Below are 22,630 nucleotides of genomic sequence, written 5' to 3' on the forward strand. Positions count from 1 at the left end.
GTCTCTATATTAACCGATTTCTTCTATCATTAAATCCAAGCCCTCTCTAATAATTTTCTGATGTGGTTGTTTTGACACACATATAAATTCTGTTAAGGCAAAATCTTCAGGAGCTACTTCATACATCCCTAAAGCTTCCATTTCATCCAAATCTTGATACATACAAGATTTTAAGATTTGTAACGGATATATATCCAATGGAAAGACCTCTTCGTAGTTACCAGTAAGCACAAAATTACGGTGCTCTCCATTCATGTTGGTATCCAAATCATACACCTTATTTGGAGTCAGCCAAGAAAAAGTCAAGGCTCTAGAAGTAGATATTTTATCAAAAATTGGCTTGTTCCAACCAAAAAGCTCATAGTCATCTCCTTCAGGAATAATCGTTAGGATATTATTATAATAACCCAAATAACCATCAGGGCCAATTTGTTTCCCACTCAACACGTTTCCGGAAATGATGCGATCGTTTCCGTTCTGATCTACGCCATTGTCATAAATCATAGTGGCTACTTCGCTCGCTATTTTAGTGACAAAATAACGTGGCTTCTTAACTGATGACCCCACAAGGGCAACAATACGCTCAGCATTGAATTTACCGGTAAGCAACAGCTCTCCAATAATCACTAAGTCTTGCGCGTGAATTGTCCAGACGGTTTCTCCCTTATTGACAGGGTCAATTTTATTGATCTGCGTCCCAACATTCCCACATGGGTGTGGTCCTGATACTTTATGCAAGGTAATTCCGGAAAGTCCAGCCAAAGGCGAATTTGATTTTGCACCAACGCTAACGTGCACTTTACCATCGGTAAGCTTACCTACTGCAGTTATAGCTGCTTGCAATTCAGCTTCTTTGCCTTGAAGCACATAGTCAAGATCAGCAGCCAAAGGCGCGCTGTCATATCCTGAAATGAAAATTGCTTTGGGCGATTGGTCTGTTTTCGCGATAATGTCATAAGGTCGTTGTTTGATAAATGTCCAACAACCAGAGGCCAGCAAATGTGCTTTTATGGTATCAGCATCTACGGCATTAACATCCATCTTACCGTAATCTTGGAAGATTTGTTCCTTATCTGCTTGAATTTTAATACCAACTATGCGTCTTTTCTCTCCTCGCGCAATCTCAATAATTTCTCCAGAAACTGGAGAAACAAATTTCACGGCTTCATTGGATTTGTCATGAAAGATAGGTTCTCCAGCCTTCACCTTTGCACCTTCTTTATAAATCAATCTTGGAATAACACCGTGGAAGTCTTCTGGTCTCAATGTATAAAAGTTGCTTAAAACCGCTTTTTCAATGGTTTTTTCAGCTTCACCCTTTAGTTTGATATCGAGACCCTTTTTAATCTTAATGTCGTTTGACATATTATAAGTCTATTGGTTAATAGTTACAATGATGTGATTTTACACAGTAAAAATCGATGCAAATTTACAAATTAATTATGCAGTTTACATAATTAATGTTACAAAAATTATACGTTAACGATTGCGTAAATTAAGAGGCATAATTTTTGTTTATCTTTACCTTTCAAATTAGCTGTCGATGAGTGCAAATCTTAAATATTTTCTTTTACTGTTTTTTTTTACGACTTTTGTATTTTCCCAAATTGTAGAAGTCAATCCTCCAAATTATATCAAAACAATAGGATTTAAAGGCAGCACCAATGAAAGTCAATTGCCTATCCTAAAGCTAGGAGAGCCATTGCTTTTGGAATTTGATGTGCTTACCGGAACTGAACCTGATTTTTATTACGTGATTGAGCATTTTAATTACGATTGGACGCCTTCCAATTTGGTAAAGTCTGAATACTTGAGAGGTTTTGACAACCAGCGAATTCAAGACTATAAGAATTCCTTCAACACTTATCAAATCTATTCGCATTATATGCTTCGAATTCCCAATGAACAGACCAGAGCCTTATTGGTGACAGGCAATTACCTCTTGAGTATATTCAATGACGATGATGAATTGGTGTTTTCGAGAAAATTTATGATATACGAAGACCTTGTCAATGTTGGGGTGGCCATCAAACGCTCAAGGGATGTTAAGGATATCGACAAAAAGCAATCGGTGGACATAGTTATCAACAGCAGAAACATCAACTTCAACAATCCCTTGGAAAACGTCAAAAGCCTGATCATCCAGAACAACAACCTCAATACCGCCATTGCCAACGTAAAACCGCAATACACATTGGGAAATCAGTTGATCTATAAATACACTTCAGAAACGAGTTTTTGGGGTGGCAATGAATATCTCTATTTTGAGAACAAAGATGTGCGGGCAGCCAATGTAGGGGTGCAGTTTATTGATTTAAAAGAGATATATCACAACTACCTATTTGTCAATACTCCAAGAGCAGATCGACTTTACACTTACAATCCTGATATCAACGGGAATTTTTTGATTACTGCCATAGATGCCCGAGACGTGTCCATTGAGGCCGATTATACCATGATCCATTTTGCCCTTCAATATCCCGAACTGACAGACGGCAGCTCTATTTATGTTTATGGAAATTTCAACAATTACGCTCTTGAACCCGACAACGAGCTTCGTTTTAATTCGGAATCTGGCTTATATGAATGTGCCTTCCGTTTAAAACAAGGATTTTACAATTACAAATATGTGATGACCGATAAAAACGGCAACTTGAATGAAGGCGCAATCAGTGGAGACTTCTACCAAACCGAAAACAATTACAAGGTGTTGGTGTATTATAGAGACCTAGGGGCCCGTTACGACCGATTGATAGGCTTGGGTGAAGGATCTTCTGTCAACATTTCAAATTAGATTTTCTACCATAAAAAATGACCACCTAAAGTTAATCACAAGGCCTTTTTATGATCTGAATTCCAAAATTATAGCACGAAATATACCATTAAATTATAGCTAAAATAGGGATTGGGTTAAATCTTGAATCAAATAAATTATTAAAGTCTTTTTATTTGTGCTATTTTAGCATTAATCTAACAAACAATTTAATATTTTAATATTATGGTCCAGCAGGTTACAAGTGGCATTAAGATAAGTGTTCAGACCACGTTTGAGGGTACTTTTTATAAAAACTATAAAGTTCATTTCGCTTTTGGATATAAAGTGACCATTGAAAACCAAAGTAAAGGTGCGGTACAATTAAATTCTCGTCATTGGAAAATTTATGATGCCTTAAACAATGTTGAAATCATCGAAGGCGAAGGGGTCATCGGCAAAAAACCGGTGCTAAAACCAGGAGAATCGCATACCTATACCTCTGGGTGCCTACTTTCATCGCCTTTTGGCGCCATGCAGGGGCATTACAATATGGTCAACTTTACAAACACCAATAAATTCAAAGTCTATATTCCGTCATTCAAATTAAGCGCTCCATTTGCTTTGAATTAATTTCCTTCAATTATAATACCGTCATCATGACCTCTTCAATCTGCATTTACCTGCAAGTTTAGCAGGCGCAGAGGCTCCTGAGCAGAAATAGCCCACTTTATTTATCAGTATACGAAAAACAATTCGATCCTATTTTTGAAGCCATACCACGTTCATTCCCTTTAAATTGGTGTCAATATCTTCTAAAAATCTGACATTGGCTCTGGGTTTACAAACAACTAAAACAGTTTTTATAAAGCCAAACGACACGTACTTTACTTCTGAGTTCCATCGGTCAGAATAAGGTTGCACAAAAAACAGAGGGCACATTTAACGTGGTTTTAGGACAATATCACATAAAAATGGATTCAAAATTTTGTAACTTCGCATCATAAAATTTTAAACATTCAAAATAACAATATCTAATCATGGGAAAAGGATTTTTCAAGGTACCAGTTGCCGTCAATGAACCTGTAAAAACTTACGCTCCTGGATCTCCGGAACGAGAGGCAGTGATAGCGGAATATTCAAAAATGTTCAGAGGCAAAGTTGATGTGCCTCTTTATATCAATGGCAAATATGTCACAACTAAAAACACCAAAACCATGTCCCCACCCCATGATCATAAACATGTGGTTGGCACCTATCATTTGGCCGAAAAAAATCACGTAGAGGACGCTATAGCTACAGCTCTTGAAGCGAGAAAGTCTTGGTCACAAATGCCATGGGAGCATCGCGCAGGAATTTTTCTTAAAGCGGCAGAATTGATTGCTGGTCCTTACAGAGCAAAAATCAATGCGGCCACCATGATAGCGCAATCAAAAACCATTCACCAAGCGGAAATTGATTCGGCTTGTGAGCTGATTGATTTCTTGAGGTTCAACGTTCAGTTTATGACTGAAATATACCAGGATCAACCACAAAGCACAAGCGATGCATGGAACAGGGTCGAATACCGACCATTAGAAGGTTTCACCTATGCTGTAACTCCTTTTAATTTTACCGCCATTGCAGGCAATCTGCCGTCGTGTATGGCTCTAATGGGAAATGTGGTTATTTGGAAACCAAGTAACCATCAAGTTTATTCTGCAAAGGTGATTATGGATGTCTTTGAAGAAGCTGGCGTTCCTCCAGGGGTCATTAACGTTGTTTTTGGTGATGCCGCAATGATCACCGACACGATTATGGCCAGTCCTGATTTTTCAGGATTGCACTATACGGGTTCGACTTCCGTCTTTCAAAACCTATGGAAAAAAATCGGAAACAATATTGCAAATTATAAAACCTATCCACGAATCGTAGGCGAAACTGGAGGGAAAGACTTTATAGTTGCCCATAAGACTGCTGATGCCAAACAAGTAGCCACCGCGATTGTTAGGGGTGCATTTGAATTTCAAGGTCAGAAATGTAGCGCTGCTTCAAGGGGCTATATTGCCAAAAGCATCTGGGGCGATGTTAAAAAACATGTTATTGAGGATCTAAAGACCATAAAAATGGGATCTCCTGAAGACATGGATAACTTTGTTACCGCCGTCATCCATGAAGCTTCTTTTGACAAATTGGCCAACTATATTGACCAAGCCAAAAAAGATAAGAATGCCACGATCATTGCCGGTGGAAATTACGACAAGAGCAAAGGGTATTTTATAGAACCAACGGTAATTGAAACTACTGACCCGAAATACCCAACGATGTGTACGGAGCTTTTCGGTCCCGTAATGACTGTTTATGTATATGATGATAAAGATTTCAGCAAAACCTTAAAGTTAGTTGATGAAACCAGTGAATATGCTTTAACTGGCGCTATTATGGCAACTGACAGATATGCCATTGACGAAGCGACCAAAGCACTTCAAAATTCGGCTGGAAACTTTTATATCAATGACAAACCAACAGGTGCCGTAGTTGGCCAACAACCTTTTGGGGGTGCAAGAGCATCAGGAACCAATGACAAAGCGGGAAGCATGCAAAATTTGCTGCGTTGGATCTCTCCGAGACTGATTAAAGAAACTTTTGTCACACCTACCGATTATCGCTATCCATTTTTAGGATAAGCTGCCCATATTCAACAAAAATCCTCAAACCTGTCGTTTGGGGATTTTTTTTCACTTTAATTAAAAATTTTAGGGCATCAATACCCGATGGTGGAAATAAATAGTTTCTCCGTTCTAGCTATGAAAGTCAAATCTTTGTATCTTTAAGTCAACTAAAAAATAGATCTCAGATGATAAAAAACTACTTTCTGCTATTATTGATAACCAATGCTTTCGTATTTGCCCAAACCCCGGGTAGTGAAAGTCCCGTTATGACTATTGACGCGACCATTCCTTATCAAGGATATGATGAAGTTGCTCCTTTATTGGGTTCGGCTCAGTATAAAATCTATTATGACAACGTAGATGGCGTATTGGACAAACCCATCTTTCTCATTGATGGCTTTGATCCAAACGATTCGAGAGACATCCCAGCGGTGTATGCCTTATTAAATTATGGCAATACCGGATTGAATTTGGGCGATTTAATTAGAGATGAAGGCTTTGACCTCGTTGTTCTTAATTTTGAAGCCGCCTACCAAAGCCCTACCGATGGCACGACTCTTTTGGGAGGTGCCGACTACATTCAACGCAACGCCTTTACCCTTGTGGAACTTATAAACACTGTGAACAGCATGAAATTGGGTTCTGAACAAAATGTGGTCATCGGTCCAAGCATGGGCGGGCTCATCTCAAGATATGCCTTACGCTATATGGAGCAAAACACCATGGATCACGATACACGGCTGCACATCTCATTTGATGCCCCACACCGAGGCGCCAATGTGCCAATTGGATTACAGTATCTTTTTAACTATATGGTGAACGGCGATCCTGGAATAACAGAAGCGGAACCATTGGTGAACGGTCTATTGAACAGTCCTGCCGCCAAACAAATGCTGATTGATCATTATTTAGGTCATGTAGATGCCAATGGCATAAACCAAGATACCTCCGTCCATACGCCTAAAGGCGCACCAAATTTTAGAGATGCGTTTCAAAATGAACTCGACGCTATGGGCTTCCCGCAAAACACGAGAAATGTCGCCATTACCAATGGTAGCGGAATTGGGCAGATGACCGGCACTCCAGGAATGGAGCTCATCAACCACACCTTTAATACAGGACAGGTTACTGTCCCCCTTATTGGCAACATCAATACAAGAGCACTGGTAACAGTCCGTTTTGCGCCTGTAGCCAGTCAATCCGTTGAGGTAAGCAATTTTGTTGGACAGGGCCAATTAATCATATGGTTTGATTTATTCAATTTTAATGCGACAGCAGAATCACTAACTACGTCTGATGGCCTGGACAGCGCGCCCGGCGGCCAATTCGATTTATTTACTTTTGATGATGGTTCCAATCCACTAATTACTGATTTTTTCAATAATTTCAACTCGCAGTATTTTAATTTTATTCCAACCTTGAGTGGGTTAGCCATAGACAATGAGCCTAATTGGTACGCAAATCCAGACCTCAACAACTCACCTTTTGCCAACACCTATATCCCACAAGATAACGAACCCCACATTACATTAACCAATGGGAATGTCGCGTTTGCAGTGACCGAAATTCTTCAAGGCACTCTTGGCACAATGGATTTTTTAAATACTCATAACATCAAACTGCAACAAAATCCAGTTACTAACGCCATGACCTTATTGAGTAGTACCGATTTTGCAAATGCACGGATTTCAATTGTGGATCTAACAGGGAAGTTGGTTTTAAAGACAAAAACCTCACTTTCTAAAAGCACAAGCATTCCTTTGAACCTCGATTCCGGGTTATATTTACTGAACATTCAAACCGAGAATGGGTTTGTCCTTAATACAAAGCTCCTTGTAAAGTAATCACATCATATATAGAAGACCAAAGGCTGAATTCAATTCAGCCTTTGTATTTTAGGGGAAGATGCACCAATTTTTTTGTTTCAAAAAACGCTTCTTCGTAAAAATCGGAAAGCGCATATACCGTAGCCTTTGGAAACTCTTGTAGTTCCTCATCCAAATCGCCACCTTTTAAATAGATGATGCCATTTTTAAGTTCGTGATTTTGCTTTTTTGATACTTTCCCTTTGACCCAATGCACAAAGGTTGGCATGGCCGCTACGGCTCTACTTACAATAAAATCATAGGTCTCATTGATCTCTTCCACTCTACTGTGGGAGGTTTTCACATTGGTCAATTCCAACCAATCCACAACCTCATTGACAACTTTAAGTTTCTTGGCAATACTATCTACCAAATGAAAGTTAGTTTCAGGAAACATTATGGCCAAAGGTATTCCTGGAAAGCCTCCACCTGTACCAACGTCCATCACTCGAGATCCTGGTTTGAAGGAAATCAACTTGGCAATGGCCAAGGAATGGAGCACATGACGTAAATATAATTCGTCAATATCCTTACGCGATACCACATTGATCTTAAGATTCCAATCTTTATAAAGATCTTCCAACTGCTCAAATTGCCTGAATTGAGTTTCGGAAAAGTCCGGAAAATACTTTCTTATAAGTTGCATTATATTTAAATTTCCGGCAAAATTAGTCATTTTACACAGATTATTTTAGCATATTCGTATCAAGAGCAAAACATTAATTGATTATCTTTGCAGGATTAATATCATGGCGCAATTATTGCCGTTATTATAGTAAATTAAAATTCGATGACACAGCAAACCCTTTCATTTTCCAGAACTGATTCCACAAAATTTTTTAGAACACTTAACAAACGCGTCAATGATTACTTCAAAGACAACAACCTTAAAAGAACTGGAAACTGGAAGATATGGGTAAAAACAGTGGTGATGTTCACCTTATTTTTAACTCCATATTTTTTAATTCTTACCCTCAATTTACCGGGTTGGTCAATGTTGCTGTTAACTATTGTGATGGGCATTGGGATGGCTGGAGTTGGCATGAACGTTATGCACGATGGCAATCACGGTGTTTTTTCAAACAAAGAATGGATCAACCGTTTAATGGGAAGCAGCATATACATTTTGGCTGGAAACGTATACAATTGGAAAGTACAGCATAATGTACTTCATCACACTTACACGAACATTCACGGTCATGATGAAGATTTGGAAGCGGGAAGGATCTTAAGATTTTCGCAGCATGCCAAATGGCATAAACATCATAAATTTCAACATTATTATTCGGTATTGCTTTATGGTCTTTTGACAATAAACTGGGCCATTACGACCGATTTTCTTCAAATGAAACGCTATTTAAAGCGGAAATTATCCTATGGTAAATTCCCCAACCCAGCAACGGAATGGAGTAAATTGGTTATTTCTAAAATAATCTATGTGTCCATTTGGATTGTATTGCCAATGATATTAACAGACATTGCCTGGTGGAAAGTCTTGATTGGCTTCTTTGTAATGCACTATGTGGCTGGACTTATTTTGAGCGTGGTATTTCAATTGGCACATGTTATGGAAGATGCCGAAATGCCCCTGCCCGCAGAAAATGGCACGATGAAAAACACTTGGGCCATCCATCAATTATTGACTACAGTCAATTTTGGAACCAACAATAAGATTGTAAACTGGTTTACTGGCGGTCTAAATCACCAAGTGGAACATCATATTTTTCCAAATATCAGTCATGTCCACTATTCTAAAATCTCTAAAATTGTCAAGTCGACTGCCCTCGAATTCAATCTTCCGTACAAAGAGTACGAAACGACGCGTCAAGCAATTATAGCACATTTCAGACATTTAAAAGCAATGGGGCTAAAACCAACACTACAAGCTTAATCATAATTTTTACATGAACTTACTTTCAGATAGAATTTTAAACATGTCTACCTCTGCCACTTTAGAAATGGCGGCTAAAGCCAGAGAATTAAGGGCAGAAGGAAAAGACATCATTGGTTTAAGCCTAGGCGAACCAGATTTCAATACACCAGATTATATTAAAGAGGCTGCCATCCAGGCCATCAATGACAACTACAGTTCTTACACGCCCGTGGACGGTTATGTGGAACTTAAAGATGCTATCATCAAAAAGTTCAAACGCGACAATGACTTGACCTATAATCGCAGTCAAATTGTAGTCTCCACCGGTGCCAAGCAATCGCTTGCCAATCTTGCCGCTGTATTGATCAACAAAGGTGACGAGGTCATTATTCCTTGCCCATACTGGGTGAGTTACGCCGATTTGGTAAAACTCAATGACGGCATCCCTGTTGAAGTACCCACAACCATTGCAACCGATTTTAAGATGACACCAGAGCAATTGGAAGCCGCAATTACACCTAAGACAAAAATGCTATGGTACAGCTCTCCGTGCAACCCAAGTGGTTCTGTTTATAGCAAGGAAGAACTGCGTGCACTTGCGGATGTACTGCAAAAATATCCTGATATTATTGTAGCGTCAGATGAGATTTATGAACACATCAATTTTGTAGGTAAGCATTCAAGCATGGCGCAATTTGAAGACATGTACGACCGCACAGTGACCATTAACGGCGTTTCAAAAGCATTTGCCATGACCGGATGGCGTATTGGCTATATTGGAGGTCCTGAAAAAATTGCACGGGCCTGCAACAAAATGCAGGGACAAATCACTAGTGGCGCCAATTGTATTGCACAACGTGCCGTAATTACCGCCTTGGAAGAATCGCCATCAAGGGTTCAATTCATGATTGACGAATTTAAGGTTCGTCGTGATTTAGTTCTCGATCTGCTCCAGGACATCGAAGGTTTTAAAACCAATGTCCCAGAAGGTGCCTTTTATGTTTTCCCAAACATTTCCTATTATTTCGGGAAGACCCTGAGAGGGAAAACCATCAATAACGCCGCCGACTTCTCTTTGTATTTACTTGAAGAGGCTCTTGTGGCCACAGTGGACGGTGGTGCCTTTGGAAATCCTGATTGCATCAGACTATCTTATGCAGCTTCTCAAGAACAGATCAAAGAGGCCATGTCCCGGATCAAGGCTGCAGTGAATTAAACTCCCGCCAAACAGATAATATAAAAGCCGCTTAAAGTTAAGTGGCTTTTTTTATGATATTTTATTCTATGATGACTGTCAGATAAGCTGTTTTACATGACATGGAACTATCTTTATCAACAACTATCCTTCCTTAATAAAAAATGCAATCTTCAACATCCTATTTCCCGCTTCAAAAAGAATTGATTCATTAATATTTATCCAAACCGTTTAAAAGCGAAACACAAAAAGCGAAACAGTTTTAAATGGTATTATAATTACGAAGACCAAAATCAAAGCACTAAAATCATAAAGAAGACTGAAAGTTATAATCCTCAGGACTCATTATATCCGTTAATTTTTCAGCACAGTGGACTTATTCGACAGAATAAACATATAAACAATTAACAAAATTTGAATTATGTTAATTTTTAATTTAGAACCGCCTATAAGAGATTAATTATCAGTCACATACGTCACAAGGTGAATATATGGAATTATAGATATTAATAATTTTTAACACTTATATCGTAATATTTAGAATTATTTAACACATCCTATTGCTTTATATGTAATTATTCGTTTCATTTGCTGCAATAATTCTAACCATTTTATAAATGAAAACAAAATTCAGTCTAATTCTAACACTTTGTTTAGTGTTGGTTGCACAAATTACATTTGCGCAACAAAAATCCATATCAGGAACAGTTTCTGATGAATCTGGTTTGCCATTGCCTGGAGTAAATATTTTGGTCAAGGGAACAAGCACCGGAACACAAACCGATTTTGACGGTAAATATTCTATAAACGCAAAAGCAGGTGATATTCTTTCATTTACCTACGTGGGATTAAAAACCCAAGAAGTTACTGTAGGGGCAGCAAACACCGTGAATGTAACTTTGATGGAAGACGCATCTGTATTGGATGAAGTTATCGTCGTAGGTTACGGTGTCCAAAAGAAATCCGAAGTCACCGGTGCCATTTCCAGTGTTTCAGGTGCTGATTTGCAAGGCTTGGTCACCCCAAGTTTTGAATCGCAACTAGCTGGTAGAGCCCCAGGGGTCCAGGTAACCTCCAACAACGGTATTATTGGTGAGGCTCCAAGAGTCAGAATCAGAGGTATTGCTTCTATCGGTTCTGGCACCTTCCCACTGATTGTTGTTGACGGGATGCCAATTTATTCGGGTGATATTGGAGGTTATGCCTCAACAAACGGTTTAGCGGATATCAACCCAAATGATATTGAGTCTTATGAAATCTTAAAAGATGGAGCAGCTACTGCCATCTACGGCTCACGCGCTGCAAATGGTGTTATTTTGATCACCACTAAAAGAGGTAAAAGAGGTGGAATGAAAGTTAGCTATAACAATGTTACTGGTTTTGCTTCTGCTATTAAAACTTTTGACTTATTAGAGACTCCTGAGTTTTTAATCATTGCAAATGAAAAACGTACCAATCGAGGCCAGGCTCCATGGGCCATAGGAAATGAGTTTAATACGGATTGGCAAGATGCAGTTCTAAACTCAAGGGCTCTTCAAACAGATCACAATCTATCCTTGAACGGTGGCTCCGAATCCACTAAATACTTTTTCTCTATGGGTTACGCTAATCAAAAAGGCGTGGCTAAAGCCAACAGTATGGCTCGTTATAATATGAGATCAAACTTAGAACATAAGATAAATAAGTGGTTAACTGTTGGAGGAAGCCTTGCCGTTACCAGAACAGAATACGATGGTCTCAATACGGGATTGAATTCTCTATCCGGAAACATTTTTAATGCGACAAGACAATTACCAAACACCCCTATATATAATGCTGACCATCCAACAGGCTATAACCTTTCAGCTGACAATAGTGTTGTTGGACAAGGCACCAATACTGATCCTGTAGGAGACAACATTTCAAACATTGCCTATGTTTTGGCAAAGAACAAGTATGAATCTAAAGTAAATAGAACGCTTGCAAATGCATTTCTTTCCGCAGACCTATTTGAAGGTTTAAACTATAGATTTCAAGCAAGTTCCGACAATGTATTAACCTCTGGATTCTTATTTTGGGATCCAACTCATGGTGATGGAAGAGGCTCTAATGGACGATTACAAAACAACAATGCCGATTTGTTGACTTGGAACATGCAAAACATTCTGTCTTATAACAAGTCATTTAATGATGCCCATAATTTAGGTGTGACCTTGGTATCAGAATATCAAAAGGCCAAAAACCAATCCTTTTTTGGAACGGGAACTGATATTTTAGATGAATTCTACAATCAAAATCTTGTGACAAACGCTTACGGTACGCAAACTTCAGGAGGTAGTATCACTGAGAACGGAATTATTTCTTATGTTGGACGTGTAAACTACAACTACAAGCAAAAATATTTCCTTCAAGGCTCTATAAGACGTGATGGAATTTCAAAGTTGAGCGAAGCAAATCGTTGGAATAACTTTACAGGATATTCTGCCGGTTGGAATATTGCAAACGAGGAATTCTTTGGCAATCTTAAAAATACTATCAACGAATTCAAATTAAGAGGCTCGTACTCTGAAGTGGGCAATACAGAAATTGGAAGTTACCCTTACTTGGGTTTAACCTCTGCAGCTAAATATGGTACTCTTAATGGCCTTACTTTTAGCCAATTTGGTAATGATCAATTACTGTGGGAAACCAGTAAAAAGACTGATTTTGGATTGGACGCCGCCTTATGGAACAACAAGCTAAGATTAACGTTTGACTACTACAAAAATGATATTGACGGTTTAATTCTAGACGTTCCAGTTCCCGCATCATTAGGTGTTCCTGGAGGTAGAATCAAAAAGAATATTGGTGCAATGGTCAACGAGGGCTTGGAGTTTGGTATTGACTACAGAGCTATCTCAAATGAAAATTTCAGCTGGAACATTACAGCCAACTTAACCCTTGACAGAAACGAAGTTTTAAGTATTCCTGAAGGTCAGGATATCCCTGGTGGCACATTTAGTGATGTGAACATCAATCAAAACTTAATTATTAGAGAAGGTGAGTCAATTAACTCTCTGTACGGTTTTAAATATTGGGGTGTAAACCCAGCCAATGGGAATCCTGTATATTACAAAGCTGACGGCTCTTTGGTACAAGGCAATATAAGCACCACAAGTTATGCTGTTTTTGATCCTAGCAACCCTGCAGATGTGTCTCAAGCATCGTCGTTAAGTGCTAACTCTGACAAAGTCATTTTAGGCAGTTCATTACCAAAATATTACGGCGCACTTATTAACAAAATGACTTATAGAAACTTTGATTTAACGTTCATGTTCCGTTTTAGTGGTGGCAACAAGATTTTCAACTCCACAAGAAGAGATCTCGTTACCCAAAACTTAAATAACAACAGCACTGAAATTTTAGGCAGATGGCAAAGTCCAGAAAATCCTGGAGATGGCATCACGCCAAGATTGTGGGCAAGCAGTAATACATTTACTAACTTGACTGGTAGTGCCACTACAAGATTTATAGAGGACGGTGACTTTATCAGTTTGGATAATATCATATTAGGCTATCAAATACCTAAGTCGTTTACAGACAGAGTTAAGGTTGACAACATTAGATTATTTATTCAAGGACAAAACTTATTGATCATTTCTGATTACAAAGGATTAAATCCTGAAATGGAAACCGGAGGTGTGGATTTGAATGGAACTCCTAGAGCCAAAATCATATCTTTTGGTTTAAATGTTAATTTATAATATTAAATAAAATGAAAAATATATTCAAATTTTTATCAATAGCACTTATTGGAATCGGAATGGTTTCATGCTCAGAGGAAGATCTTTTAGACCTCAGTCCTGTCAATAATATTTCTCTTGATGATGCCTTTTCTTCACCTTCATTAATTGAAAGCTCTCTAAATGGTATGTATAATGCTGCCGCAATAGGTGAGTATACAGGTACTGGAAGAGGTTATATATGGGGTGCAGCATTTGTGCAACAAGGTGATAACAGAGGTGAAGATGTTGTTAATACAGCAACTTTTTATCAACTGACCTACACAGCAACTTATGATCCTACTACAGCAAACAATGTGTATTACTGGGTTGATGGTTATAGACTAATTAACAGAACCAACTTAGTGATAGAGGGTGTTACCAATGCCATCGAAAAGGGAGTCATATCAGCAGAGGTAGGAAATGATTATATAGGACAAGCTAAGTTCTTAAGAGCTATTACTCATTTTGAGCTCCTTATGTATTTTGCGAGACCATATAATTATACTGCAGATGCATCTCATCTTGGAGTTCCTTACAGAGAAGTAGGTATTGACACACAAGCTGAAATTGACTCCGAAATTGTTAAAGGTAGAAATACAGTTGCTGAAGTATATGCGAAAGTTTTGACTGACTTAAATGATGCGGAAAACACGATTACCAACACACAGCTTACAAAAGCATCTAAGGGTGCAGCCATCGCATTTAAAACACGCGTTTACCTTCACATGAGAGATTGGAACAACGTGATTGTAGAAGGCAACAAGCTTAATGGTGTATACACATTAACTGATGAGCCTATTGGAGTGTTTGATAACAACTACGGCAATAGTGAGTCTATTTTCTCAACGCTTCAGGCCTCTACAAACAACCCAGGCGTAAATGCTGCTTTGGCTTCTCAATATAACAGAAGACGTTTAGTAGCTATCAGCCCAATTATCTGGAGAGACCCAAGCTGGTTAGTAGATGACAAACGCAGAGTGGAAATAGGAGACACTGCATCTCCTGAAGGTATGGTATTCACGGTAGATGGCAGAAAGTATACTGCCAAATATAGAGATGGTGTGAACTATACAGATGCGGCTCCAGTTATTAGATACGCTGAAGTTTTGTTAAATATGGCAGAAGCCCACGCAAGAAAAGCCACACCAGATTTAGCTCAGTCACTGACCTTACTAAATATGGTTAGAAACAGAGCTCTAGCCAATCCAGCTACGCAAGCCTATACTTCATCATCCTTTACAACACCTGCAACAATGGTAGGTGCGATCATAAAAGAACGCAGAATTGAGTTCTTAATGGAAGGCAGACGCTGGTCTGACATTCACAGATTACAAGGTGATGACTTACAGCCAATGGATGGTATTCCGATGAAGGTAGCTAATGGAAACCCTCCTGCTACTGCTTACGTATTAGGCACTCCTTACACTGGACCTTATGGCGTTAATGCCATCCCAGGATCAGATAGTAGATTTTTATGGCCAATACCTCAAATGGAAGTCGATGCAAACCCTACTTTAGCGGCACAACAAAATCCAGGATGGGAATAAATAATTTATGTTAGTCTATAAATAATAGCTATGGATTATTAAAAACAATGTGTATAGCTAACAAAGACCGTCTCGAAATTCGAGACGGTTTTTTATTTGTTCAAATTCTTATTCCGGAAAGAACCACCCCATTAATTTGAATTATGGAAACAAACTCCCTTTCCATTTCTTTTTCTGGAATTAAAAACAGTAATCATCTATTGTAAACTGAATCAATATTTGAATGAAGAATGAAATGAAAAACAGCCAGAACAGTATTTCTTTAAGGAGGTCCAGACAAAAAAATCAATCGCTCACAAATTCGTTTTTCAGTATGGAGCTTTTAAAGTTTCTGAACATCCTATAATTTTATCTAACTTTAGCAACTTTAACCCTCAATATGAGAATATTTTTTTAACCCGACAACAGCTTAGGTGTTACATACTATGATTAACAAAACTGTTAGCTTATTCCTGCTATTGCTATATGGCACTCTGTCCATGGGCCAAAACGAAACCAACAATTGGTATTTTGGTGATCAAGCTGGGCTCAATTTCAGCAATAATTCCCTGAGCATATTGACAGATGGAGCTATGGACACTCCGGCAGGGTGCGCAACCATTTCGGACAGCAATGGGGAATTGCTATTTTATACAAATGGACAATCTGTATGGAACCGGAATCATGGGTTGATGGATAATGGCACCGAATTGGCAGGGGAAATCAATGGCACCCAAACTTCAATTATCATCCCCAAACCAAATGATCCAAATACTTATTACATTTTTGTAACACGACAAAATAGGTCCACAACATCTCCAGAATTTCTGCCAGGATTGTTTTATTCTGAGGTCCAATTCTCAGATCAGCACCCTTTAGGCACTGTAGTAGTAAAGAATGTAAGGCTTGCTCTTTCCGTAACTGAACGTCTAACCGCCATACACCATGCAGAAAGCAACACCATAAGAGTTATAGCTTTTGGCAACCTTTCAGGCATCACCAGTGCTCCAAATCAAGACTTTATAATATTTAATGTTACAGAAAATGGTGTGGCTACAAGGCCTATTGTTTCCACTCAAAGAAGGACGATCTCTGCAGTTGGCGCAATGAAAATTTCACCGAATGGACAATATCTTGCCATTGCTGATTATGGTTCCAATTACATTAATTTATACAATTTTGACAATGACAATGTCACATTTAATCACCACTCTATTATAAATTCAGTTCTAGGTTTCGGAACCTATATGCCTTATGGCATAGAGTTTTCACAAGATTCTAAATTGATGTATTTTACGGTCAAAGACACTTATAACACTAGTTTTTTAAGAAAACATCTCATAGAAAGCACCACAGGAATCGATCAAACATTAACAATTGCTTATACCAGAGCTTATGAATTTGGAAGCTTGCAATTAGCCAGAAATGGAAACATTTACGTGGCAAATTTTGAGCAAGACAATCCCTTAACCTCCTTAAACCTAATTGGAGTCATTACAGAAGCTGAAAACTTTGAAGGTGACAGTGGTTTTCAGCCTTTAGCCATCAATTTAAATCCTGGCCGATCTAACAAAGGGCTACCAAATTTCATTCAATCTTATTTCAGAAATAGGATAATCACTGAGAATGTATGTACCAACATACCATTCGAATTTTCGTTGGATACCTATGCTCCTGTCGAAGAAGTTTTATGGGACTTTGGCGACGGCAATACTTCGACACTCTTGGAGCCTAACCATCAATACAGCACATCTGGCGAGTACATGGTAAAAGCCACCATCACTATAAACAATGCTCAGGCAGATCTTTACAAAAGGGTTGAAGCTTATGAATTACCTTCAATAGATGCCAATGAACGACTGCTGCAATGTGATTTGGACCATGATGGTTTTTCTTTTTTCAATCTGTACAACATGACCGAAAAAATAAACAATCCAAACCCAGATTACGACCTGTTTTTTTATGAGACTAGTCTGGATTTAGATAACGATTTGGCCATAGAGAACCCTGAAACCTATGAAAACAGAAGCAACCCGCAAGAGCTTTTTGTGAAAATCATTAGTCCGGAGGGATGCGAAACCACAAGTAATTTCTTTATCGAGACTCTACATATTGAATTGCCCAACCTTAGTCCAATATACGCTTGTGAAGATTCAGATGAAATTCCTGATAATGGCAAAGCTACCTTCGATTTAGCTACAAAAGAAAATGAGATAAGAACTCAATTTCAAATGGCCAACTCATCGCTGCTAACCTTCTATGCCACATTCTTGGATGCAGAGACCAAAATTGATCCTCTTCCATCTAATCATAACACCGCTACTACGACCATTTGGGTACGAATTGACAATCCAGACACTGGATGCAACGGAATTGGAAGCATAGACCTAATTGTAAATCCCGAATTACCTTTAGATATTCAACAACGTTATACCATTTGCGATCCAAGTTTACAATCTGTTATTAGTTTGGATGGGAATACGTCGAACGACCGATGGGAATGGAGAAACGCCTCTGGCGATATCCTATCCACTAATCGGATATTCCACCTTACTGAACCTGGAAACTTCTCAGTAACAGTTTATAAACTGCAACGTGGGATATGGTGTTCACGAACAGAAGAGTTTGTTGTCAATGACATCACTCCACCCGTTTTTGATGAGGTGAAAGCTGGAGATTATGAGATTTCGGTTTCCATCACAGGTGATAGCCTCTATGAATTTTCATTGGACAGCACCTACTATTACGGCCAAAGCACATCCTATACGTTTTACAACGTCCAGCCAGGAATTCACACTATTTATGTAAGGGATATGAACAATTGCGAACCACCAATTGCCACGGAGATTTCATTTATTGGTTTCCCAAAATATTTCACCCCAAATGGCGACGGATACAACGATATATGGAAAATTCATGGCATTTCACCTGTATTCTACAGATCAGCACACATCGAAATTTACGATAGGTACGGCAAACTTTTGCACACCATGAATTTAAAAAGCAACGATTCTGGATGGGATGGCACCTTCAAAGGTGAAGTCTTAAGATCCACAGATTATTGGTTCACTGCAACCTTGATCGATCTCGACAACAACGCGATCAAACAAAGTGGTCATTTTAGTCTAATCTTATAATTATCGATTTCTCCAAAAGAAAGGCGTCAATAAAATCAGGACAGTAAACAGTTCCAAACGCCCAATCAGCATTAAAAAAGAAGCCCACCACTGTGCCAATGGAGGTAATGCGGCAAAATTGTTTACTGGACCAAAATCGCCTAAGGCTGGTCCAATATTACCCAAACTGGATGCCGACAGTCCAATGGCCGATTTAAAATCAATCTCAAACATTGAAAACACCAAGGCTCCCACTATAAAAGAAATCATGTATAAAATAAAAAATCCCAAAATATTATAAACAACCTCGCCTGTAATGGCTTTTGAATTATAGCGTACTGGTAAAACGGCATTTGGATGAATGGCACGCTTAAATTCTAAAAACCCGTTTTTAATCAATATGAGATGACGCATAACCTTTACACCTCCTGAGGTACTTCCAGCCGACCCACCCAAAAACATGATCCCAAAAAATAAAACCATTAAAAATGGCGTCCATAAGGTATAATCTGCAGTAATAAATCCTGTAGTGGTAATTACGGTCACCACCTGAAATAATGCATGTCTAAAAGCACTTTCCGCCTTTCCTAAAACCATGGGATGCTCGAGTGTTGAAAGCGACAAGTCGGCTCTAAAATAGATGATCAATGCGGCAATGATCGTAAAAGAAACAATAAATCGGAAATACCAATTCAACTCTTCATCTCTTAAAGCCTTTTGAACTTTTCCTTTGAAGGCATAATAGCTCAACACAAAATTTGTCCCGGCCAAGAACATGAAGGTGATAATAATATATTGAATGAGCGGCTGGTCATTCCAATAGGCAACACTTGCATTTTTCGTAGAAAATCCACCGGTTGACAAGGTACTCATGGCGTGGTTGATAGCATCAAAAAACGACATTCCTGCTGCCTTTAACAATAGGGTCTCCGCCGCGGTATAGCCAAAATAAATTAACCATAAACGCTTTGCTGTATCCGTAATACGTGGGTGCAATTTATCGGCACTTGGTCCTGGAGCTTCTGCGGTAAATAGCTGCATCCCACCAATACCCAATAACGGCAAAATGGCAATTGCCAGGACAATTATACCCATCCCACCAATCCAATGGGTCGTACTTCTCCAAAACAGAACCCCTTTCGGTACCGCTTCAATATCGTTTATTATGGTCGCTCCAGTAGTGGTATAACCGGACATAGTTTCAAAAAAAGCACTCGTAAAACTCGGAATGACCTCGGTCACCATATAAGGCAAAGCACCCGAGACAGCCATAACAATCCAGCCAAACGTAACCACCATATAGCCTTCACGTTTGTTCATTTCCTTGCTGTGCTTTTTGGTCGCTACCATTAAAATAACACCAAAAAGCACCACGGCAAGCCCAGAAAGAAAAAGGTTTGCCGTAACCCCATCATCATATATATAACTGACTAAAGTTGCCAATAGCATAAATCCACCATTGAACAACAATAACAATCCAAAAAAATAAAAGATGATGTCGTAGTTGATTTTCATACCTATTTACGCAAACTCATACAGATTCAAAGCTATTTGTTCCTGGTGGTTTTGAGAATTTACATTCATTTTTTGAATATGCCACCTATATATTAAAAGAATAATTTCTCAACCTCAGTAATCGCTTTTGGCAGACAACACACCACCACTCTATCGCCACCCTGTACTTTAAAATCGCCCAGCGGAATTATTCCCTTGCCATGCCTTATGACGCCACCAATAATTGCCGAGCGGGGAAATTCGATGTCTTTGATCATTTTCTCCGTGATTTTAGATCTGTTCTTTACCACAAATTCCAAAAGTTCAGCATTCATATTGTTGAGTTTGGTCATGGCGACCACCTCCCCTTTCCGGATATATCTAAAAATATTATTGGCTGCAAGGAGTTTTTTATTGATCAATGTATCAATCCCGATGGATTCAGAAATCTGATAGTAATCCATATTTTCCACTAAAGCGATGGTTTTTTTAACCCCTTTGGATTTGGCTACCAGACAGGACATGATATTGGTTTCTGAATTTCCGGTCACGGCAATAAAAGCATCCATATTGCCAATATTCTCTTCTTCCAAGAGATCCACATTCCGCCCGTCACCATTGATGACTAAAACCTTGGGCAAATCGTCAGCCAGTTCAAAGGCCACATCCTTATTGCTTTCAACCAATTTGACGTTGAAATTGGCAAGGCACAAATCTCTTGCGGTTTTATGGCCAATTTTACTGCCGCCAAGAATCATCACATTCTTAACATCTAGCCTCATTTTACCAGAAAGCTTAAACAATTCGTCACTGCCGCCTTTAGAGGTCACGAAAATCACCTTATCACCTTCCTTAAACTCTGTATCTCCACGCGGGATGATCGTGTATTGTGTTCCAAAGCGCTGGATGGCGATGGGTACAAAATGAAGCTGGGGAAACACTTGTGCTGCCTCCTGAACCGTCTTGCCCACAAAGGCCGCAGTTTTGGACAACCTTAAGCTCAACATGGTCAATGCGCCCTGTTCAAATTCATAGCCGTCATCAAAACCATACTGATTTAAAAGCAGTTCAATCTCTGCCGCGGCCAAAGATTCTGGAGAAATCAACTCATCAATCCCAAATTTGGAAAAACCAACCTCATCTTTCTGTTCAATAAATTCTGTATTTGAAATTCTCGCAATAGTTCGTCTAGCGCCAAGTTGCTTGGCCAGTACACAGGCTGTAATATTTGTAGTTTCTGAAGAAGTTACGGCTATAAACAGATCTGAATTTGCAACCCTACCATCCTTTAAGACTGCAATGGAGGTAGTATCTCCTTTAATCACCCTAATATCCAAATGGTCAATGGCATAAACCAAACTTTCCTTTTTTGTATCAATTAAAGTGATTTCTTGGGATTCGTAGGATAAAAGTTTTGCCAAATGAAATCCAACTTCACCAGCACCTGAAATGATTATTTTCATTTAATACATCTATTCAAAAAGAGATACAAATATAAGATATTTACAAGTCTCTTATTTAATTTAGAAAGGATATAATGGTTTTCTATCATTTAAAAGTCCAATGTATAATGTCCTGCTGTATCATTGGTCATGGCTAACATTTTTCAGCTTTTCGCATCATATTGACAAAATTGCAATGAAAAAATATGTAGTTTTGCCAAAAATATTGCAATGTCAGAAAAAGTAAAACCATATAAGGATAGTCAGGCGAACAAGAAGGAACAAGTGACCAAAATGTTCGATACTATTTCAAAGGAATACGATGGTCTCAACCGGGTCATTTCATTTGGAATTGATATTAAATGGCGAAAAAAAGTTGTGGACATCATTGCAAAAACACAACCTAATCGTATCCTTGATATTGCCACCGGAACTGGTGACCTAGCCATCAACCTTGCACAGACAAGTGCGCAGGAAATTATTGGATTGGACATTAGTGATGGGATGCTTGAAGTAGGCCGTAAAAAAATTGCCGATAAAAAGCTCAACAATAAAATACAAATGACGCTGGGCGATTCTGAAAACCTTCCTTTTGACGACAATAGTTTTGATGCAATCACTGTCGCTTTTGGAGTTCGAAATTTTGAAAATTTAGAGAAAGGACTTTCCGAAATCTTGCGTGTTTTAAGACCTAATGGCACTTTTGTGATTTTAGAAACGTCCGTGCCCATCAAAACCCCTTTCAAACAAGGTTACAAATTCTATACGCGATATATTTTACCAAGTATCGGAAAACTCTTTTCAAAAGATCGGGTAGCCTATTCTTATTTAAGCGAATCGGCATCTGTTTTTCCTTATGGTGAAGACTTAAACAATATTTTAAGACAAATTGGGTTTAACAATGTTAAGGATTTACCTCAAACCTTTGGTGTGGCCACCATTTATAGGGCGACCAAGTAGTGATCCGTAATAA

The 22,630-nt window shown here is 38.7% G+C and carries 14 protein-coding genes; 10 read left to right on the forward strand and 4 right to left on the reverse strand.

Annotation, left to right across the window (positions count from 1 at the left end; genetic code table 11):
- Positions 1-9: 9 nt before the first annotated feature.
- A complete protein-coding gene (locus tag G6N06_RS00295) occupies positions 10-1,365 on the reverse strand; it encodes a Na(+)-translocating NADH-quinone reductase subunit A (RefSeq protein ID WP_163514058.1) in 1,356 nt (451 codons plus the stop codon).
- Positions 1,366-1,543: 178 nt separating this feature from the next.
- Here G6N06_RS00295 and G6N06_RS00300 point away from each other — a divergent pair, with 178 nt between their 5' ends.
- From G6N06_RS00300 to G6N06_RS00315, 4 genes are all read left to right on the forward strand, one after another.
- Positions 1,544-2,794, forward strand: a complete 1,251-nt coding sequence (locus G6N06_RS00300; RefSeq protein ID WP_163514059.1) for a type IX secretion system plug protein — start codon at positions 1,544-1,546, stop codon at positions 2,792-2,794.
- A 204-nt stretch (positions 2,795-2,998) separates the two neighbouring features.
- Entirely contained in the window at positions 2,999-3,385 is a 387-nt protein-coding gene (apaG, locus tag G6N06_RS00305; RefSeq protein WP_163514060.1) for a Co2+/Mg2+ efflux facilitator ApaG/CorD, read from the forward strand.
- 407 nt (positions 3,386-3,792) lie between these two features.
- Complete coding sequence (pruA, locus tag G6N06_RS00310) at positions 3,793-5,418, forward strand: L-glutamate gamma-semialdehyde dehydrogenase (protein ID WP_163514061.1); 1,626 nt, start codon at positions 3,793-3,795, stop codon at positions 5,416-5,418.
- Positions 5,419-5,588: 170 nt separating this feature from the next.
- On the forward strand, positions 5,589-7,247 hold the full coding sequence (locus G6N06_RS00315) for a T9SS type A sorting domain-containing protein (RefSeq protein ID WP_163514062.1): 1,659 nt from the start codon (positions 5,589-5,591) through the stop codon (positions 7,245-7,247).
- A gap of 37 nt (positions 7,248-7,284) precedes the next feature.
- On the opposite strand, the gene rsmG is transcribed toward G6N06_RS00315, so the two are convergent.
- On the reverse strand, positions 7,285-7,914 hold the full coding sequence (gene rsmG / locus G6N06_RS00320; RefSeq protein WP_163514063.1) for a 16S rRNA (guanine(527)-N(7))-methyltransferase RsmG: 630 nt from the start codon (positions 7,912-7,914) through the stop codon (positions 7,285-7,287).
- 144 nt (positions 7,915-8,058) lie between these two features.
- Between rsmG and G6N06_RS00325 the strand changes: the two genes are divergently transcribed.
- The 5 genes from G6N06_RS00325 (at position 8,059) to G6N06_RS00345 (ending at position 18,742) form a co-directional block, all read left to right on the forward strand.
- Positions 8,059-9,159: a fatty acid desaturase family protein gene (locus tag G6N06_RS00325; protein WP_163514064.1), complete on the forward strand. Its 1,101-nt coding sequence runs from the start codon at positions 8,059-8,061 to the stop codon at positions 9,157-9,159.
- A 13-nt stretch (positions 9,160-9,172) separates the two neighbouring features.
- The gene (locus G6N06_RS00330) at positions 9,173-10,357 is read left to right on the forward strand and encodes a pyridoxal phosphate-dependent aminotransferase (RefSeq protein WP_163514065.1); all 1,185 of its coding nucleotides are present in this window, start codon (positions 9,173-9,175) and stop codon (positions 10,355-10,357) included.
- 596 nt (positions 10,358-10,953) lie between these two features.
- Entirely contained in the window at positions 10,954-14,058 is a 3,105-nt protein-coding gene (locus G6N06_RS00335) for a SusC/RagA family TonB-linked outer membrane protein (RefSeq protein ID WP_163514066.1), read from the forward strand.
- Positions 14,059-14,069: 11 nt separating this feature from the next.
- On the forward strand, positions 14,070-15,626 hold the full coding sequence (locus G6N06_RS00340; protein ID WP_163514067.1) for a RagB/SusD family nutrient uptake outer membrane protein: 1,557 nt from the start codon (positions 14,070-14,072) through the stop codon (positions 15,624-15,626).
- Positions 15,627-16,051: 425 nt separating this feature from the next.
- Positions 16,052-18,742 (forward strand): FIDD domain-containing protein, encoded by a 2,691-nt coding sequence (locus G6N06_RS00345; RefSeq protein ID WP_163514068.1) that lies wholly within the window; start codon positions 16,052-16,054, stop codon positions 18,740-18,742.
- Here G6N06_RS00345 and G6N06_RS00350 read toward each other — a convergent pair whose 3' ends face one another.
- Positions 18,743-20,236 (reverse strand): TrkH family potassium uptake protein, encoded by a 1,494-nt coding sequence (locus tag G6N06_RS00350; RefSeq protein ID WP_163514069.1) that lies wholly within the window; start codon positions 20,234-20,236, stop codon positions 18,743-18,745.
- A 92-nt stretch (positions 20,237-20,328) separates the two neighbouring features.
- The gene (gene trkA / locus G6N06_RS00355; RefSeq protein ID WP_163514070.1) at positions 20,329-21,678 is read right to left on the reverse strand and encodes a Trk system potassium transporter TrkA; all 1,350 of its coding nucleotides are present in this window, start codon (positions 21,676-21,678) and stop codon (positions 20,329-20,331) included.
- 210 nt (positions 21,679-21,888) lie between these two features.
- On the opposite strand from trkA, the gene ubiE reads away from it, so the two are divergent.
- On the forward strand, positions 21,889-22,617 hold the full coding sequence (gene ubiE / locus G6N06_RS00360) for a bifunctional demethylmenaquinone methyltransferase/2-methoxy-6-polyprenyl-1,4-benzoquinol methylase UbiE (RefSeq protein WP_163514071.1): 729 nt from the start codon (positions 21,889-21,891) through the stop codon (positions 22,615-22,617).
- Positions 22,618-22,630: the final 13 nt, after the last annotated feature.

Origin of the sequence: Gelidibacter japonicus, assembly GCF_010725055.1 — a bacterium.
Taxonomy (GTDB): domain Bacteria; phylum Bacteroidota; class Bacteroidia; order Flavobacteriales; family Flavobacteriaceae; genus Gelidibacter; species Gelidibacter japonicus.

Coding starts and splice junctions, on each gene's coding strand:
- G6N06_RS00295 (WP_163514058.1), bottom strand. CDS start 1,365: ATGTCAAACGACATTAAGATTAAAAAGGGTCTCGATATCAAACTAAAG.
- G6N06_RS00300 (WP_163514059.1), top strand. CDS start 1,544: ATGAGTGCAAATCTTAAATATTTTCTTTTACTGTTTTTTTTTACGACT.
- apaG (WP_163514060.1), top strand. CDS start 2,999: ATGGTCCAGCAGGTTACAAGTGGCATTAAGATAAGTGTTCAGACCACG.
- pruA (WP_163514061.1), top strand. CDS start 3,793: ATGGGAAAAGGATTTTTCAAGGTACCAGTTGCCGTCAATGAACCTGTA.
- G6N06_RS00315 (WP_163514062.1), top strand. CDS start 5,589: ATGATAAAAAACTACTTTCTGCTATTATTGATAACCAATGCTTTCGTA.
- rsmG (WP_163514063.1), bottom strand. CDS start 7,914: ATGCAACTTATAAGAAAGTATTTTCCGGACTTTTCCGAAACTCAATTC.
- G6N06_RS00325 (WP_163514064.1), top strand. CDS start 8,059: ATGACACAGCAAACCCTTTCATTTTCCAGAACTGATTCCACAAAATTT.
- G6N06_RS00330 (WP_163514065.1), top strand. CDS start 9,173: ATGAACTTACTTTCAGATAGAATTTTAAACATGTCTACCTCTGCCACT.
- G6N06_RS00335 (WP_163514066.1), top strand. CDS start 10,954: ATGAAAACAAAATTCAGTCTAATTCTAACACTTTGTTTAGTGTTGGTT.
- G6N06_RS00340 (WP_163514067.1), top strand. CDS start 14,070: ATGAAAAATATATTCAAATTTTTATCAATAGCACTTATTGGAATCGGA.
- G6N06_RS00345 (WP_163514068.1), top strand. CDS start 16,052: ATGATTAACAAAACTGTTAGCTTATTCCTGCTATTGCTATATGGCACT.
- G6N06_RS00350 (WP_163514069.1), bottom strand. CDS start 20,236: ATGAAAATCAACTACGACATCATCTTTTATTTTTTTGGATTGTTATTG.
- trkA (WP_163514070.1), bottom strand. CDS start 21,678: ATGAAAATAATCATTTCAGGTGCTGGTGAAGTTGGATTTCATTTGGCA.
- ubiE (WP_163514071.1), top strand. CDS start 21,889: ATGTCAGAAAAAGTAAAACCATATAAGGATAGTCAGGCGAACAAGAAG.